The organism is Flindersiella endophytica (genome assembly GCF_054779015.1).
Genome location: NZ_BAAGYY010000042.1, coordinates 23298 through 38348 on the forward strand (window position 1 = coordinate 23298; position 15051 = coordinate 38348).

12 protein-coding genes are annotated in these 15051 nt (G+C 71.4%); 6 read left to right on the top strand and 6 right to left on the bottom strand.

The annotated features are described in order from the left end of the window. Together ligD and ACYVF6_RS42390 are read right to left on the bottom strand one after the other, a co-directional pair. The gene (ligD, locus tag ACYVF6_RS42385; RefSeq protein WP_460531410.1) at window positions 1-948 is read right to left on the bottom strand and encodes an ATP-dependent DNA ligase; all 948 of its coding nucleotides are present in this window, start codon (window positions 946-948) and stop codon (window positions 1-3) included. Between the two features lie 130 nt (window positions 949-1078). Next, a complete protein-coding gene (locus ACYVF6_RS42390; RefSeq protein ID WP_460531413.1) occupies window positions 1079-1921 on the bottom strand; it encodes an MBL fold metallo-hydrolase in 843 nt (280 codons plus the stop codon). A gap of 57 nt (window positions 1922-1978) precedes the next feature. Between ACYVF6_RS42390 and ACYVF6_RS42395 the strand changes: the two genes are divergently transcribed. Genes ACYVF6_RS42395 through ACYVF6_RS42410 form a run of 4 tightly spaced genes read left to right on the top strand, consistent with a single transcriptional unit; the run spans window position 1979 to window position 4216 of the window. Beyond that, window positions 1979-2545, top strand: coding sequence for a Chromate resistance protein ChrB (locus ACYVF6_RS42395; protein ID WP_460531416.1), 567 nt, complete (start codon window positions 1979-1981; stop codon window positions 2543-2545). Next, a complete protein-coding gene (locus tag ACYVF6_RS42400; RefSeq protein WP_460531419.1) occupies window positions 2542-3024 on the top strand; it encodes a YkvA family protein in 483 nt (160 codons plus the stop codon). Before ACYVF6_RS42395 ends, ACYVF6_RS42400 begins: the two co-directional genes overlap by 4 nt. Window positions 3025-3035: 11 nt before the next feature. Beyond that, window positions 3036-3707: a phosphatase PAP2 family protein gene (locus tag ACYVF6_RS42405; RefSeq protein ID WP_460531422.1), complete on the top strand. Its 672-nt coding sequence runs from the start codon at window positions 3036-3038 to the stop codon at window positions 3705-3707. Further along, window positions 3704-4216, top strand: a complete 513-nt coding sequence (locus ACYVF6_RS42410; protein ID WP_460531425.1) for a DinB family protein — start codon at window positions 3704-3706, stop codon at window positions 4214-4216. Before ACYVF6_RS42405 ends, ACYVF6_RS42410 begins: the two co-directional genes overlap by 4 nt. A 22-nt stretch (window positions 4217-4238) precedes the next feature. Here ACYVF6_RS42410 and ACYVF6_RS42415 read toward each other — a convergent pair whose 3' ends face one another. From ACYVF6_RS42415 to ACYVF6_RS42430, 4 genes are read right to left on the bottom strand one after another with little or no spacing between them, the layout of a single operon-like run. Continuing rightward, complete coding sequence (locus ACYVF6_RS42415) at window positions 4239-5318, bottom strand: TRM11 family SAM-dependent methyltransferase (protein ID WP_460531428.1); 1080 nt, start codon at window positions 5316-5318, stop codon at window positions 4239-4241. A 29-nt stretch (window positions 5319-5347) separates the two neighbouring features. Next, window positions 5348-5788 (bottom strand): Lrp/AsnC family transcriptional regulator, encoded by a 441-nt coding sequence (locus tag ACYVF6_RS42420; protein WP_460531431.1) that lies wholly within the window; start codon window positions 5786-5788, stop codon window positions 5348-5350. 18 nt (window positions 5789-5806) lie between these two features. Further along, window positions 5807-6955, bottom strand: a complete 1149-nt coding sequence (locus tag ACYVF6_RS42425; RefSeq protein ID WP_460531435.1) for a M24 family metallopeptidase — start codon at window positions 6953-6955, stop codon at window positions 5807-5809. A gap of 9 nt (window positions 6956-6964) precedes the next feature. Next, window positions 6965-9481, bottom strand: a complete 2517-nt coding sequence (locus ACYVF6_RS42430; protein ID WP_460531438.1) for a glycoside hydrolase family 2 protein — start codon at window positions 9479-9481, stop codon at window positions 6965-6967. A gap of 344 nt (window positions 9482-9825) precedes the next feature. Here ACYVF6_RS42430 and lanL point away from each other — a divergent pair, with 344 nt between their 5' ends. Together lanL and ACYVF6_RS42440 are read left to right on the top strand one after the other, a co-directional pair. Beyond that, window positions 9826-12753 carry a class IV lanthionine synthetase LanL gene (gene lanL, locus ACYVF6_RS42435; protein ID WP_460531441.1) on the top strand — a complete coding sequence of 976 codons (2928 nt, stop codon included), beginning with the start codon at window positions 9826-9828 and terminating at the stop codon, window positions 12751-12753. Window positions 12754-13323: 570 nt separating this feature from the next. Continuing rightward, the gene (locus tag ACYVF6_RS42440) at window positions 13324-15048 is read left to right on the top strand and encodes a S9 family peptidase (RefSeq protein ID WP_460531444.1); all 1725 of its coding nucleotides are present in this window, start codon (window positions 13324-13326) and stop codon (window positions 15046-15048) included. Window positions 15049-15051: the final 3 nt, after the last annotated feature.

Sequence of the window (15051 nt, forward strand, 5' to 3'; positions counted from 1 at the left end):
TCACGACTCGCGTACGACCTCTCGCGGTGTGATGTCACTGCGCAGACCGTGCCAGCGCGGGTGCCACAGCCGGTTGTCCGGCGTCCATCCGGCGAACACGACCTCGCCGACCAGGACGGGATCGACCCAGTGCGCGTCGCGGGTGTCTTCGTACGGCACGGTGTCGTGGAACGGCGACGTGGTGCGCGCGAGACCGGTCAGGCGCTGGCTGAGCTCGCCGAGGGTCTCGGAGTCGAACCCGCTGCCGACCCGGCCGACGTAGACCAGCCGCCCGCTCGGGTCGTTCACGCCGCACAGCAGCGACCCGAACGTCGACTGCCTGGAGTCCTTGCCGGTGCGCCAGCCGCCGACGACCACCGACTGCATCATGGTGTTCTTCACCTTGATCCAGGCCGGGCTGCGGCGGCCCGGCTCGTACAGCGAGTCGAGCCGCTTGGCGACGACGCCCTCGAGATTCTGCGCGACGCTGGTCTGCAACGCGGCGTCGCCCATGCCGCGGAACACCGGCGGGAGCTGCCAGTTGGGGCCCGCCAGCTCGAGCGAGTCGAGCAGGCTGCGCCGTTCGACGTAGGGATGGCCGAGCAGCGAGATGCCGTTCAGATGCAGCAGATCGAACGCCAGGAACGCGATCGGCGCCCGCGGAGCCGGCCCGAGGCTGTGCATCCGGGTCTGCAACGCGGCGAAGCTCGGCCGTCCACTCGCGTCGAACGCCACCACCTCACCGTCGATGATGGCCTCGCGTGCGGGCACGGCACCGGCCATCGGCTCCAACTCCGGATACAACGCGGTGCGGTCGCGACCGGACCGAGCGTAAAGCGTGAGTTGCCCGCGCTCGAGATAGGCCAGCGTGCGTACGCCGTCCCACTTCATCTCGAACGACCAGTACGGCTGCTGACCGGGCGGCGGCATCGTGCCGAGCACCGCCAGCATGGGCGCCATCAGTTCCATACGCAGATCTTGCCCGATCGACGCTGATGGCTACGTGTGGTCCCTCCGAGCAAGCTCCGAGATGAAGCGCCCAGAGCTCTCCGGCATACCGGCGATGACGTGCATCGGCTCAAAGCGGTTTCGCGATCGGTCAGCCGGTCCGGTTGTCGATGACGAAGTCGTCGAAGCTGTGTAGGCCCGGCCGGTCCGCGACCTCGTGGGCTGCGGCCCGGGCCGCGCGGAGCTGGGTCACCGTCAGCTGCAGCGGAGGCTCGTCCGGCTGGTAGGTCGAGCCGATCGGATAGAGGTGGCCGGGTGTGCGGGACATCTCGATGTGGCAACCCAGTACGTGGGTGACCGGTCGCGCGGCGGCGAAGTCCAGCAGGTGGTCCATGCTGCTGACGAACAAGGGCATGTCGTTGCCGATCAGCCGGCCGGGCAGCATCGTGTCCCCGGTCAGCAGGAAACCTGTCCACGGGTCGAACAGCACCACCGACGTCGGATGGTGGCCGGGGATCCCGGTCAGCTCGAGCGTCCGGCCGCCCAGGTCGTACGTCACGACCTGCTCCGGCCAGCCGGTGCAGCCGAAGAACGTTCGTACCTCCTCGACGCTCGGGCCGACGATCTTCGTGTCCGGCCGGTCCGCGAACTGCCCGTCGCCGGCGATGTGGTCGCCGTGGGAATGGGTGTGCGCCACGACCAGCTCGTAGTGCTCACGAGGATGGGCGGCCAGCCACCCCGCGGCGATCCCGTCGACGGTCTCGCGCAACGGGAACACCGACGGGTCCTCGGTGGCGCCGGTGTCGAGCAGCAGCGCGCGCTCGTTGCCGAACATCAGGTAGAGGAACGGCGCTTCGTAGTGCACGCGCTTGCTCTGCCGCAGGACGTAGGTGTGCTCGTCGTACCGATGCACCTGGATCGGCGGATCGTCCTCCGCTCCGTGGATCCACCGCACGTCCAGGTCCCCCACCGCCACGCCACCGAAGTCGATCACAAGTCGAAACACTAGCGCCAGGCGCCAGACGTAGCAGGCATGTGTTACGTTCGTAACATGACGAGCGACGCCGAGCGGAACTGGCAGCTGGTCAGCATCTCCACCGGGGCCGCCGCGTCCCTGCGGGTGCACGTGTGGCGAACCCTGCGCAAGCTCGGCGCGGTCTATCTCCAGCAGTCGGTCTGCCTGCTCCCGGACCGCCCGGCGGTCGGCAAGGCGATCGCCCGCCTCGTGGCGCGGGTACGCGACCAGGGCGGCACCGCCCGCGCGATCCGGATCGCGATCACCAACCGGGCCGAACTGGACGAGCTGATCGCGCGGCAACGAGATGACCGCGACGTCGAGTACGCCGAGGTCGTCGAGCGGGTCCCGGCGTTCCTGACCGAGATCGCCACCGAGACCGCCAAGGGCCGGACGACCTACGCCGAGGTGGAGGAGTCCGAAGCCGATCTCGAGCGATTCGAACGCTGGCTGGCCAAGATCGCCGCTCGCGACTACTTCGACGCGCGGGGCGGCGCGGAAGCCCGCGAAGCCGTCGAACGGTGCCGCCAGGCGCTCGCGGAGTTCGAGGCCGCGGCGCTCCACGCCGACACCGGCGCCGCGACCGAAGGGACAGTGGAATGAGCTGGGGTCTCCTCCTCGACATCGGCATCGGAGTCGCGGTCGCGTTGCTGGCCGCCTGGGTGCTGATGGTGATCGCGCTCGCCGTCGCCCGGCCGAAGGGCGGGTTGCTGAAGGAGGCCATGCGCATCCTTCCCGACCTGCTGCGGCTCCTGCGCCGGCTGGCCGGCGACCGTACGCTGCCGCGCGGCGTCCGGGTCCGGCTCGGCCTGTTGCTGGCGTACCTCGCGATCCCGTTCGACCTGATCCCCGACTTCATCCCCGTCCTCGGGTACGCCGACGACGCGATCATCGTGACCGTCGTTCTCCGCTCGGTGGTACGCCACGCCGGGCTGCAAGCCGTCGAACAGCACTGGCCGGGCACTCCCGACGGCTTCGCGGCGCTGTGCCGCCTGACCGGAATCAGGGCCGCCACAAACCGGCCGGAAGTGGACGAGTCACCCACGCCTGAGCCAGGGCCGGGCGGCCCGGCCAGCGGCTAACGTAAAGCGGGATGCGGTTCAAGCAGTCCAGCTGGGCAAGTGTGGTCGGTTCCGTCGCGGCGCTCGTGGCCGTGACCGTTCTCGCCTGGGCGGCGGGTCCGGTCTCGGCGCTGGACCAGTTGGTCGCACGGTGGATGGAAGCCCTGCAGAGTCCCGCGGGCTCGGAGATCCTGCGGGCGCTGAACAGCCTGGGACGCCTGGAGTTCCTGGCCGGGCTGCTCGTCTGTGTTGCCATGACCACGGCTCGCCGCACCGGATCGTGGATTCCCGTCAGCCAGGCCGCGTTCACCGTCCTGGCCGGCAACCTCGTCGTGAGCGGCCTGAAGCTGCTGACCGCGAGGCCCGCACCCGCCGCCGGCGTCGTCGACTTCCTGGCCGGCGGCGTGTCCTACCCCTCCGGCCACGTCACCAACGCCGTCGCGGCCGGTGGCTGCCTGCTGGCCCTCACCGCCTCGCGCTTCTCCGCGCCGGAGCAGCCGGCCGGCCTCACCCGCTGCATCCAGGTCGCCGCGGTCGCACTGCCGGTGGTCGTCTCCGTCGCCGTGCTCTACCTCGGCTACCACTGGCTCACCGACGTCCTGGCTGGCCTCGCCATCGGCGTACTCGTCAACAGCACCCGCGCCATCCTCACCGCGGCCTCGGCGCCGTTCGTACGAACGGGCTGGGCGAGAATCGCCACGTGACGAGCGAGCCGAACCGCCAACGCCCGGCAGGAAACGCCGGCGAGCAGGCCATGCTGACCGGATGGCTGGACTGGCAGCGCACGACCGTACGCCTGAAGTGCGAGGGCCTGTCACCCGCCGGCGCGGGTCAGGCACCGCTGCCGTCCTCGCCGCTCACGACCATCGCGGGCGTCGTGTCGCACCTGCGGTGGGTCGAGCACCACTGGTTCGAGGTCAGCTTCCTCGGCGAGCCGCACCGTACGCCGTCGACCGCCGGCGATCCGGACGCGGAGTGGCGCGTCGACGGATCGTCGCTTCCTGCCTTGCTGGACGAGTACGACAAGCAGTGCGCGCGCTCGCGCGAGATCGTCGCCGGCCACGGGCTCGACGAGCTCGAGGCGTACGCGCCACCGGGCATCGAGCTCGTGTCGCTGCGGTGGATCGTGGTCCACATGATCGAGGAGACTGCCCGGCACCTGGGCCACCTCGACGCGCTGCGCGAGCTCGCCGACGAAACGACCGGCTACTGAACGAGCTCCTTGGGCTACTCGGTTACTGACGCTCCAGGTGCCAGATCGTCGTCGGCGCGCCGAGCAGGCGCAGCGGGAAGCGGTCGACCAGGCGCAACACCCGCGGCCGCGACTCGCGGGGTAGCTCGGGCACCAGCAGCACGACCCGGCCGGAGGGCCGGGTGACGCGGGCGAGCTCGTCCAGCACCTCCTGGAGCCACTCCCCCGAATCGCCTTGCACGGAGTACTGCCGGCCGAACGGCAGGTTGGAGACGCAGGCGTCGACCGATGCCGCCGGCAGGTCGAGCGAACGAGCGTCGCCCTCGGCGATGGTTCCGGCGCCGACGTTACGCCTGGCGACCCGAACCGCCGAACCGTCGATGTCGCGGCCCTCGACCTGCCAGCCGGCGGCTCGCGCCTCGGCGAGGATCGTTCCGGAGCCGCAGCACGGATCCAGCAGCACACCACCACCGGCGCCCCGGCCACCGCCACTACTCCGGCCACCGGAGGGTCCGGCCAGCGACACCATCGCGGCCGCGACCGTCGGACGCAGTGCGCCGGAACGCTCACTCTCGCGCCCACCGTGCTGGCGCATCGCCGACCCGCTCAACCGCAGGCCGGCGATCAGCTTGCCCCGTTGGTACTCCAGCGTCCAGATCTCCAGCTTCGCGGGATCGGCCGTCCGCCAGCCGCGTTCGGCCTTGTCCACAACCGAACCCAGCGCCCGGCGCAGGTCCGTCCGCTTGAACGCGCGCTCCTGCAGCACCCGCGCCACAACGCGGTACGTCACGCCACCGCGGGCCGACGTCACCGAACGCCAGACCTGCGTCGCCCGCGAAGCGCGCGCGGGCCGCCACAACCGCGAGGCGATCCAGTGCGGCTTGTCGCCCTCCGCACGCAGGGTGCGGCCCAGCTCGACGAACACGTCCTCGACCAGCCGTAGCTTGGTCAGCGAACGTTCCTGCCCCGGCACGACGTCACACAGCACGACATCGGAGCGGCCGTCGTTGCCGAGATCGGTCACCTTCGACACCGCCGGCAACGAGGAGAGCTCGCGTTTCACCAACCCGGCAAGGCCGGGCTGCGCGAGCACGAACATCCGGGTGGACCGGTCAGCAGGCACGACGAAGACTCAAAGCAGCCAGTGCGCGATCAGACGGCCGGCGGCCGCTGCTCGTACGGCGTCGACAGCACGATCGTGGATCGCGTGGAGACGTTGGCCTTGGCCCGGATCCTGGCCAGCAAATCTTCCAGTCCGGCCGGCGTGGCGACCCGCACCTTGAGGATGTAGGTCTCGTCGCCGGCCACGGAGTAGCACGCCTCGATCTCCGGCAGCTCACGCAGCCGCTCGGGCGAGTCGTCGGGCTGGCTCGGGTCGATCGGCTTGATCGAGATCATGGCCGTCAGCGCCAGGCCGAGCGCGTCGTAGTCGACCACCGCGGCGTAGCCCTTGATGACGCCGCGCTCCTCCAGCCGGCGTACCCGCTGGTGCACAGCAGACGTCGACAGCCCGGTGTGCTTGCCGAGCTCGGTGTACGACATCCGGCCGTTCTCCGCGAGCAAGCGGACGATCTGGCGGTCGGTCTCCTCCACGGCGCTCAGAGTAGTACCTCAGCTTTCGATCACGAGAAGTTCGCGAGGGCGCACGTTGAGCCGCTCGACACCGGTGCCGGTCACCACGACGATGTCCTCGATCCGTGCGCCGTGCCGGCCGGAGAAGTAGATGCCCGGCTCGACCGAGAACGCCATGCCGGGTTCGAGCGCGAGCGTGTTGCCGGCCACGATGTAGGGATCCTCGTGGCCCTGCAGGCCGATGCCGTGGCCCGTGCGGTGGATGAACTGGTCGCCGTAACCCGCTTCGGCGATCACCGAACGCGCCGCCGCGTCGACCGACTCACAGGTGACGCCCGGCCGGACGTGCTCGCAGGCCGCGATCTGCGCGCGCAGCAGCACGTCGTAGTAGGCCAGGAACTCCTCCGGCGCCGAGCCGCCGGCGACGTAGGTGCGCGTCTCGTCGGAGCAGTAGCCCGCCGCCGTCGTTCCGCCGATGTCGATCACGACCGGGTCGCCGCGCTCGATCACCCGGTCGGACAGCTCATGGTGCGGCGACGCGCCGTTGGGTCCGGACCCGACGATCACGAAGTCGACCGTCACGTGTCCCTCGGCGAGGATCGCGTCGGCGATGTCGGCGCCGACCTCGCGCTCGGTGCGGCCCGGCCGCAGCCACTCACCGATCCGGGCGTGCACACGGTCGATCGCGGCGCCGGCCTGGCGCAGCGCCTCGACCTCGCCCGGCGTCTTGCGCATCCGCAGCTCGCGCAGGATGTCGCCGGCCAGCAGCTGCGCCGCGGTCGGCATCGCGACGCGGAACGCGATGACCTTCTCGGCCCACATCTGGTTGTCGAGCGCGAGCTGGCGCGGGCTGTGCGGGAGCAGCTTGGCGACCAGGGAATAGGGGTTGTCGGTCTCCTGCCAGTCGACGATCTCGAGGCCGAGCTCACCGGCGGGCGAGGCCTGCGCGGCGGCGCGTTCGAGAGCGGGGACGACCAGCAGCGGATCGCCGTCGGCGGGCAGCACCAGGCAGGTGAGCCGTTCGAGCGGCTTGGCGTCGTAGCCGGTGAGATAACGCAGATCGGCACCTGGCGAGACGAGCAACGCGTCGACGCCCGCGGCGGCGGTCGCCGCGCGGGCACGGCTGAGCCGCTCGGTCAGGTCGGCGGCACCCGTCCCAGAGGTCTGCCCGGAGATCGACGAAGTCACGGCGACACCCTATCCAGCCGTACCGACCTCGGCCCGCTCCCCAGCCGGAACACCAGCGCGAACGTCCCCGGCCGTACGCAACACCGGCGCTACCAGGTCGGCGGCCGAGAGCTCGGCGACCCCGCGAACGGCGAACGTGTGCGACTCACCTGGCAGCAGCGTGACGAGCATCGTGTCGACGCTTCCGGCCGGATCGAGCCGGTCGGCGAACAGCGACAGGTCGCGCAGCAGCGTCTTCGCCGTAACCAGCACCCGATGGCCGTCACCGGACTTGGTCACCGTGACGTCGTAGGCCGGCACGGGGTAGGCGAGGTCCTTGTCGTTCCTGAAGAACCAGAACGCCCGCCGGTCACCGGCCGTGACGACCAGCAGCTCGGCAGCCGGGTCGCCCGGCGTGGCGACGTCGGCGGCGATCTCGAACGCGCGCGCGTCGCGGGCGCCGGCCTTGAGCACGCCGTGCCAGCGGGCCAGCACCTGGCCGGAGAACGTACGCCGCTCGACGACGAGCGGTGCGTCCCAGGCGTCGGAGCGGTCGTTGACCGCGGAGACGACCAGCGCGGCGCCCCTCGGCTGCACCGACAGCAGGCGCGAGTCGTAGACGTCGCGCAGGGCGTACCACAGCGGCTTCAACCGGGCGTCACCGTCGACCGCCGCCCAGGATGTGACCGGCCAGCAGTCGTTGAGCTGCCAGACGACGGTGCCCATGCAGCGGCCGCGGTAGGAGCGGAAGTGCGAGATGCCGAGCTGCAGCGCCCTGGCCTGGTTGAGCTGGGTCAGCCAGTGCCAGTCCTCGACCGTGACCGGCTCCGGGAAGTGCGGTGCCAGCCCGCGAGCCAGCTTCTCGTTGCCGCCGGTCGCCTTCTGGTGCGACAGCACGCCCTCGGAGTCGGCAGCCAACGGCTCGTCGTGGACGGCCCGGGTGAGCGTCGCCCAGGTCGGCGGGCCCTGGAACCCGAACTCCGCGACGAACCGCGGGACGTAGCTGCGGTAGAAGAAGTAGTCGCGCTGGTTCCACACGTCCCAGATGTGGGAGCAGCCGAAGTTGTCGGCGTTGACCGGCAGGTCGCGCGAGCCGGCGTACGGGCTGCCGGGCCAGTACGGACGGCCGGGGTCGATTTCGGCGACCACGCGCGGCAGCAGATCGAAATAGAATCCCTCCCCCCACGTCCGGCCGGCGATCCGATCCGCCCAGCCCCATTCCATCGAGCCCCAGATGTTCTCGTTGTTGCCGTTCCACAGCGCCAGGCTGGGGTGCGGCATCAGCCGGGCGACGTTCTCGCGCGCCTCGGCCTCGACCTCGGAGCCGAACGGCTCCTCCTCCGGATATGCCGCGCAGGCGAACAGGAAGTCCTGCCACACGAGAATTCCGAGCTCGTCACAGGCGTCGTAGAACTCGTCCTTTTCGTAAATGCCGCCGCCCCAGATCCGGAGCAGATCGATATTCGCGCCCTTGGCCTGCAGAAGCCGTTCGCGATAACGCTTGGCGGTGACCCGGGACGGGAAACAGTCGTCGGGAATCCAGTTGGCACCGCGCGCGAAAATCGGCACGCCGTTGACCACGATCGTGAACTCGGAGCCGTACTGGTCGGGCGTGGTGTCGAGCCGGATCTCGCGAAACCCGATCTTGCGCGTCCACCGGTCGACGACGGTGCCCTCGGCCGACAGCAGCGTGACCTCGAGGTCGTAGCGCGGCTGGTCGCCCAGGCTGTAGGGCCACCACAGGCGGGGGTTGGGCACCTCGAGCTCGAACGAGACGCTCGCGTCGCCGGGAACGACGTCGACGGTGGTGGTGGTGGTGCGGTCGCCGATCCGCGTGGCCAGCGTCAATGGACGGTTGTCGTCGTGGTGGTCGAGGTCGGCGTCGACCCGGACGTAGCCGACGCCCTCGTCGACGCTCACGTGCGGGCGGACCTGCGCCAGCCTGGCCTGCTTCCAGCTGTGTAGGTAGATCGGCTTCCAGATGCCGGAGGTGACCAGCACCGGACCCCAGTCCCAGCCGAAGTTGCAGGCCATCTTCCGGATGAAGTTGAAGGGTTCAGGGGTGGCGGAGTTCGGCCCGGGGAGGTCGCCGAGCCGGTCGCGCTGTTCCCCGGCATAGCGCTCGGGGGAAGCGAACGTGATCACCAGCTCGTTCAGGCCCTCGCGAAGCGAGTCGGAGACGTTGAAGCGGTACGAGCGGTGCATGTTCTGCGTGGACCCGACCGGCTGCCCGTTGAGCTCGAGCGTCGCGATCGTGTCGAGCCCTTCGCACACCACGTCGGTGCGGTCGGCGCTGCCCGGCTTCCAGACGAAGCTCGTGGCGTACGCCCAGTCGGTGCGGCCGATCCAGCGCAGGTCGTACTCGTTGCGGTCGAGATAGGGATCGGGGATCAGGCCGGCGGCCAGCAGGTCAGTGTGTACGCAGCCAGGGACGGTGCCCGCCACCTTCCCGGCCGCGAGTGCGTCAGCTACCGCTTGCGGCACCTCGCTCGTGTCGCCAACCGCGCGAAGGACCCAGCCCGCGTGCAGATCCCGCCACTCGCCCATGTTCCACCCTCCAAGGCAAAAGCCCACAGCTCCCAGCCAAACCGCTACAGCCTAGACGATCTATTCCAAGGGGTCGCCTGACGCGCGACGCCTGGCATCCACGCCGGCTGCGTTGTCGTCGATCGCCGGAGGCCCCTCCTGGCTCCTCCTCCGCCTTGCCAGCGCGGCGCCATGCGCCGCGCGCTTGACCGGCGACCCCTTGGAACAGATCGCCTAGGCCGTCTCCCAACTGCCGGCTGCCCCGGTCCGACCTGCGAATGAGCCCGCGGTCGTGCAAAGAAGCCGTTTTATTTTCACCCGAACCCTTGGTAATTGCTTGCGCACTTTTAGTACCATAAGCCCGGATGGAAGGGGGTCTGGCTGTGGGCGACAGGCAGATCACGGGGACCACGCTCGAGATGTTCAACGATCAGACCACCCTGATTTTCGAACCAATCGATGTGATCGTGGAAAAACTGAGGAGCTGGCGCGTCGAACCCGGCCGGCTCTGGCACACGGCGCGGCCACCGGCCGCGCATGCCTTACCCGACCAGGGCTGGAAGCTGCACGTGTCGGCCACACCGGCCGCGGCGGTGGAGGTGCTGACGAGCGTCGCGCCGGTGCTGGCGGAGTTCGGCACCCCGTTCAAGTTCGCGCCGACCCGCAAGGCCGTCCGATATCTCTGCGGGCGCGAGTGCGACCGGGAGTCGTCCGGCAAGTTCGTCACCATCTATCCGTTCGACGACGCTCAGTCGGTGGCGCTGGCGGCCCGCCTGCACGAGGTCACGCGAGGCCTGCCCGGGCCGCGGATCCTCTCCGACCGGCCCTACCAGCCGGGCAGCCTGGTCCACTACCGCTTCGGCGGCTTCACCGGCGGTGGCGAGCTCGACAACGACGGCTTGTTCCAATACCTCCTGCGCGCGCCTGACGGCTCGACGATCCCCGACCAGCGGATGGCGTGGTTCACGCCGCCGGCCTGGGCGCCCAACCCGTTCGAGGCGTCCGCCGCTCCGGCGTCCAGCGCGCCGACGCCGGCTGCCGGCCGTTCGGAGGTGCTGCTCGGCAACCGTTACGTCGTACGCGAGGCGATCCGGCACTCCACCCGCGGCGGTATCTACTCCGCGACCGACACCGGCACCGACCAGCCGGTCGTGGTCAAGCACGCCAGGGCGCACGCCGAGGCCGACCTCGACGGCAACGACGCGCGCACCCGCCTGCTGCACGAGGCGCGGATGCTGCGCCGGCTGCACCCCCGGGTCGCCGCGCCGGAGCCGCGGGCCGTCTTCGCCCAGGACGGCGACCTGTTCCTGGTGATGGAGCGGCTGCCCGGCATCCCGCTGCGGCAGTGGGTGCGGTCCCGCACGGGTGTGGCCGCCGGCGTACCCGCCGAGGACGCGCTGTCGATGAGCCGGCGGCTGCTCGACCTGGTGGCGGCCGCCCATCGCGAAGGCATGGTGATCCGCGACCTCAGCCCGGCCAACCTGCTGATCGACCCCGATGGCGTCCCTCGGCTGGTCGACCTGGAGGCCGCCAGCCCGGCCGGCGAGCCCGCGCCCCGGGCCGGCACGCCCGGATATCGCGCGCCGGAGCACGCGTCGGCCGGTGGGGATCCTGATCAGCGGGTCACGGCCAACGCGTCCGAAGACCTCTACAGCCTCGGCGCGCTGCTGTTCCTGCTGGCCACCGGCAACGATCCCGTGCTGCCAGACGACAGCTCGGCCGGCGGTCCAGCCGGCGGTTCGGCCGGGCGCACGCGCCACGACCGGCTGTCGTCCTGGCTCGCCGAAGTGGCCCGCTACGGCGAGAGCGCTCGGCTGCTCGCGCCTGTCGTGCTCAAGCTGCTGGCCGACGACCCCTCGCTCCGGTGTGACCTGGCCGAGGCGTCGGCGCAGCTGCCGGCCGAGGTCTCGGGCGCGGGTCCCGCGCGGGCAGAGGGGGGTGGCGGGGCGTGGCGAAGCCTCGCTGGGGGCGAAATACAGTGCCTGACGATCGCGCTGCCGACCGCCGACGAGCTGTTCGCCGACGGGCTCGACGAGCTGATCCAGTCCATGACTCCCGACGGCGAGCGGCTCTGGCCGTCCGCGGGGTTCGGAACCCGCACCGACCCGCGCAACGTCCAGCACGGCGCCGCCGGGGTGCTGGCGGTGCTCGTGCGCGCGGTCGCCGACAGCGACGCCGCCGAACGAGGCTCCGGCGACCTGATCTCGGCCACGCGTAAGGCCGCGGGCTGGCTGGCCGATCGTTCCGATCGCGCGGACCAGGCCGAGCGTTCGGGCGCCGATGCGCCCGCGAAGGTGCTGCCCGGCCTCTACTTCGGGCAGGCGGGGGTCGCCTGGGCGCTGGCCGAGGCCGCCGACGTACTCGATGAGCCGCACCTGCTGGAGCGGGCCACCCGGCTGGCCAAGCGGCTGCCGGGCGACTGGCCCAACCCCGACCTCGCCCACGGCGTGGCGGGAGCGGCGCTGGCCCACGCGCAGGTCGGGCGGCTGACCGGCGACCACGGCGTACTCGACCGGCTGTCCGACTACGCCGAGTCGCTGCGTACCGCCGCGTTTCCGGGGCCGAACGGGCCGCTGTGGCCAGTGCCGACCTCGTACGACTCGCAGTTCGCGGGTGCGGTGCACTACGGCTTCGCGCACGGTGTCGCGGGCGTGGGCTACGCCCTGCTGGTCGCGGGCCGGGCGCTTTCGGACGAGCGCTACATCGACCTGGCCTGCGAGGCCGGCTACCTCCTGTGCCGGGTCGCCCAACTCGACGAGGACGGCGCGGCCTGGTGGCCGGTCGGCCCGATGGACAGCACCCGGCTGCCCCATTGGTGCAGCGGGTCGTCGGGCGTCGGCACCTACCTCCTGCGGCTGCTCGCGGTGACCGGCGAGCAGCGCTTCGAGGAATACGCCCGGGCCGCGGCGAGCGCGGTCTACCGCGCGCGCTGGCAGTCCTCCCCCGCCACCTGCCACGGCCTCGCCGGCGACGGCCAGTTCCTGCTGGACGCGGCCGAACGCCTCCGCGACTCCACCTACCACGCCTGGGCCGAGGAACTGGTCCGGCTGATGTCCGTCCGCCACTGCCGCCGCGACGGCCGCGCCCTGGTGCCCGACGAGTCGCTGACCCGCGTGACGCCGGACTACAACACCGGCCTGGCCGGCGTGGTCGCCTACCTCCTCCGCCTCCGCCACGGCGGCCCCCGTCTCTTCATGGCCGACGACGTCATCGCCGACGGCTGGCCCGAAGACTCCCGGTCCTGGGAACGCGAGCGCAAACCCCCCAACGGCGGCTCCGGAGGCGGTTGGTGAGATCGGGAAACGGGGGCGCAGGACCAGACGGTCCGAAGGCCGACAGCTCGGAGGCAGACACAGCCGGGCCAGCACCTCGCCACGCCGGACGACCGGAATCCAGCCCAGCCCCGGCCGCAGGTGACGTCGCGGCTCTCCGCCGAGGCATCGATGCCTCGAGCGCGGCGGCGGGGCCTGCAGCCGGGTCGGCGCCGACGGGTGACCGGAGCGGCGGCCGGCTGGCATCTGGTCTCGCAGGCTGCTCGGCTGCCGGCGCCACCGGGGCGGCGGGCGAGCTCGCGAATCCTCTGGCGATCAGCTCGGCACCGTTGGCGGCGGGCCCGCAGCCGGGTCGGCGCCGGCGGGTAGCTGGAGCGGCGGCCGGCTGGCAGCTGGTCTCGCAGGCTGCTCGGCCGCCGGCGCGGCCGGGGCGGCGGCGGGCGAGCGCGCGAATCCTCTGGCGGGCGCCTCGGGATCGTCCGCCGCGGGGCGGGTGGGGTTCGTTCGATGGCGGGTGCGGGCAGACGGGTGGTGCAGGGGCGCGCGGTTGTCGGAGCGCCGGGCTGCCGATCGTCGATCAGGAGGCCGTTTGTGACAGCACGTAGCGGGGGCTTTGTGGACGGGCCGGCGGATCCACCCGCGGCCGTCCAGGCGGCGGCTCGGGCGCGGACCAGCTTCCGGTTCAGCGCGGATGGACGTTATGCCGCCTGCGTCGCGCGGGTTGGGGGTGGCGGCGGGTGGCAGGCCGAGACGTGGGCGCTGCCGGGCACCGGCGAGCCGCAGCGGGTGGGGGGTTGGGACTCGGCGTGGTCGCGGGTTCAGGTGCTGCCCCGCGGCGACGGCGCCGTCTGGGTGTGTCAGCCGGCCGGTGCCGAGGAGCACGAGGTCGCGCTGGCCGATGCCGGCGGCGCCGACACGGTGGCCGGCATCAGCGGTCATGGGCTACGGCTGGTCGCCACGTACTCCGGTGACCGGGTGATCGCGGTCAGCACCGCGGCCGGGCGGGCCGCCGCCGGGTCCGTGCGGTCCACCGTCTGGCTGCTCGGCGACACCACCACGCCGGTACTGACGGTGCCCGGGCTGCTCGGCGGCGGCGTCAAGCTGCCGAGCCGGGTCGCGTTGTCGTGGGCGCGCGACGGCCGCCTGTCGACTGTGCTGGTCGACCTGATCGACGGCTCGCTGACCTGTCCCTGGCCGAACGCAACCGGGCGCCGGCTGCTGCTGGCCGGGCCCGGCGCCGAGGCCGACGTCTACGTGGTCGCCGAGGGTGAACGGATCGGCTGGTGCCGGGCGGACCGTCGTGAGCCGGTCTGGCCGCCCGCGCTGGCCGACGCGCGCCACCTGTTGCCGCTCGCGATCTCGCCCGACGGGAAGCGGATCGCGTTCCGGTCCGATGCCGGTGCCCGCTCCGATCTGCTGCTGTACACCCTCGAGACCGGCGACACGGAGCTCGTGCACCTGCCGGGCGTGCTCGGCGCAACCGCGGCCTGGACGACAGACGGCCTGTTCGCGCCGCTGGCCGAGGCCGGCTCGGTCGCGGTCGTACTCGACGTCGGTGACGCCCGGGTCGCACGCGACCCACGGTCCGCCGCGATCGAGGAGGTCGAGTTCGCCGGTCCGGCCGGACCCGTGCAGGCGGTTACGTACGGCAACCTCGACACCGCCGAGACCATCGTCGTCGCGCTCCACGGCGGGCCGGATGCCGCCTGGACGCTCCAGCCTGATCCCCTGCTGTCCGCGCTGTCCGGCCTGGGCCCCAGCACCAGCACCGCCGACACTGCCAACACCACTGCCATCCCCACCGCCTGCGCAGTCGTCGCCGTCAACCCGCGCGGCAGCAGCGGCCGCCCGCCATGCCGGTTCGGCGTCGAGGACGTCGACGACATCCGCGCGGTCGTCCATGCCCTCCGCGCCAAAAAAGTCCGCCTCGCCCTGCTGGGCGGCTCCTACGGCGCCTACCTCGCCCTGCGCACGCTCTGCGCCGAACCCGACGCGTTCGACCGGGTGGCACTGACCGCGCCGTTCTGGTCGATGAGCCTCTACGACCAGGCCGGCTCCCGCGTCCGCGCGCTGCTCGACCGGATCGCCCCGCTGGAGCCCATCTCCGTAAGCGCGCTGAGCGTGGTCGAAGCCAACGTGCTGATCGTCGGCGGTGCGCTCGACGAGACCGTACCCCCCTCCCACGTCGACGGCCTGCACACCACGTTTCGCCAAGCGGGGTTGGAAGTCAGACGTATCGAGCTGCCCAACTGTGGGCACCATCTGCACGGACCCGATTTTCGGCAGGCCATCGAGAGCTGGTTCACAAGCCGCTGAAAC

Excerpts from the sequence above, each read along its gene's own strand:
- ligD (WP_460531410.1), bottom strand. The coding sequence starts at position 948 with ATGGAACTGATGGCGCCCATGCTGGCGGTGCTCGGCACGATGCCGCCG.
- ACYVF6_RS42395 (WP_460531416.1), top strand. The coding sequence starts at position 1,979 with ATGACGAGCGACGCCGAGCGGAACTGGCAGCTGGTCAGCATCTCCACC.
- ACYVF6_RS42400 (WP_460531419.1), top strand. The coding sequence starts at position 2,542 with ATGAGCTGGGGTCTCCTCCTCGACATCGGCATCGGAGTCGCGGTCGCG.
- ACYVF6_RS42405 (WP_460531422.1), top strand. The coding sequence starts at position 3,036 with ATGCGGTTCAAGCAGTCCAGCTGGGCAAGTGTGGTCGGTTCCGTCGCG.
- ACYVF6_RS42430 (WP_460531438.1), bottom strand. The coding sequence starts at position 9,481 with ATGGGCGAGTGGCGGGATCTGCACGCGGGCTGGGTCCTTCGCGCGGTT.
- lanL (WP_460531441.1), top strand. The coding sequence starts at position 9,826 with ATGGAAGGGGGTCTGGCTGTGGGCGACAGGCAGATCACGGGGACCACG.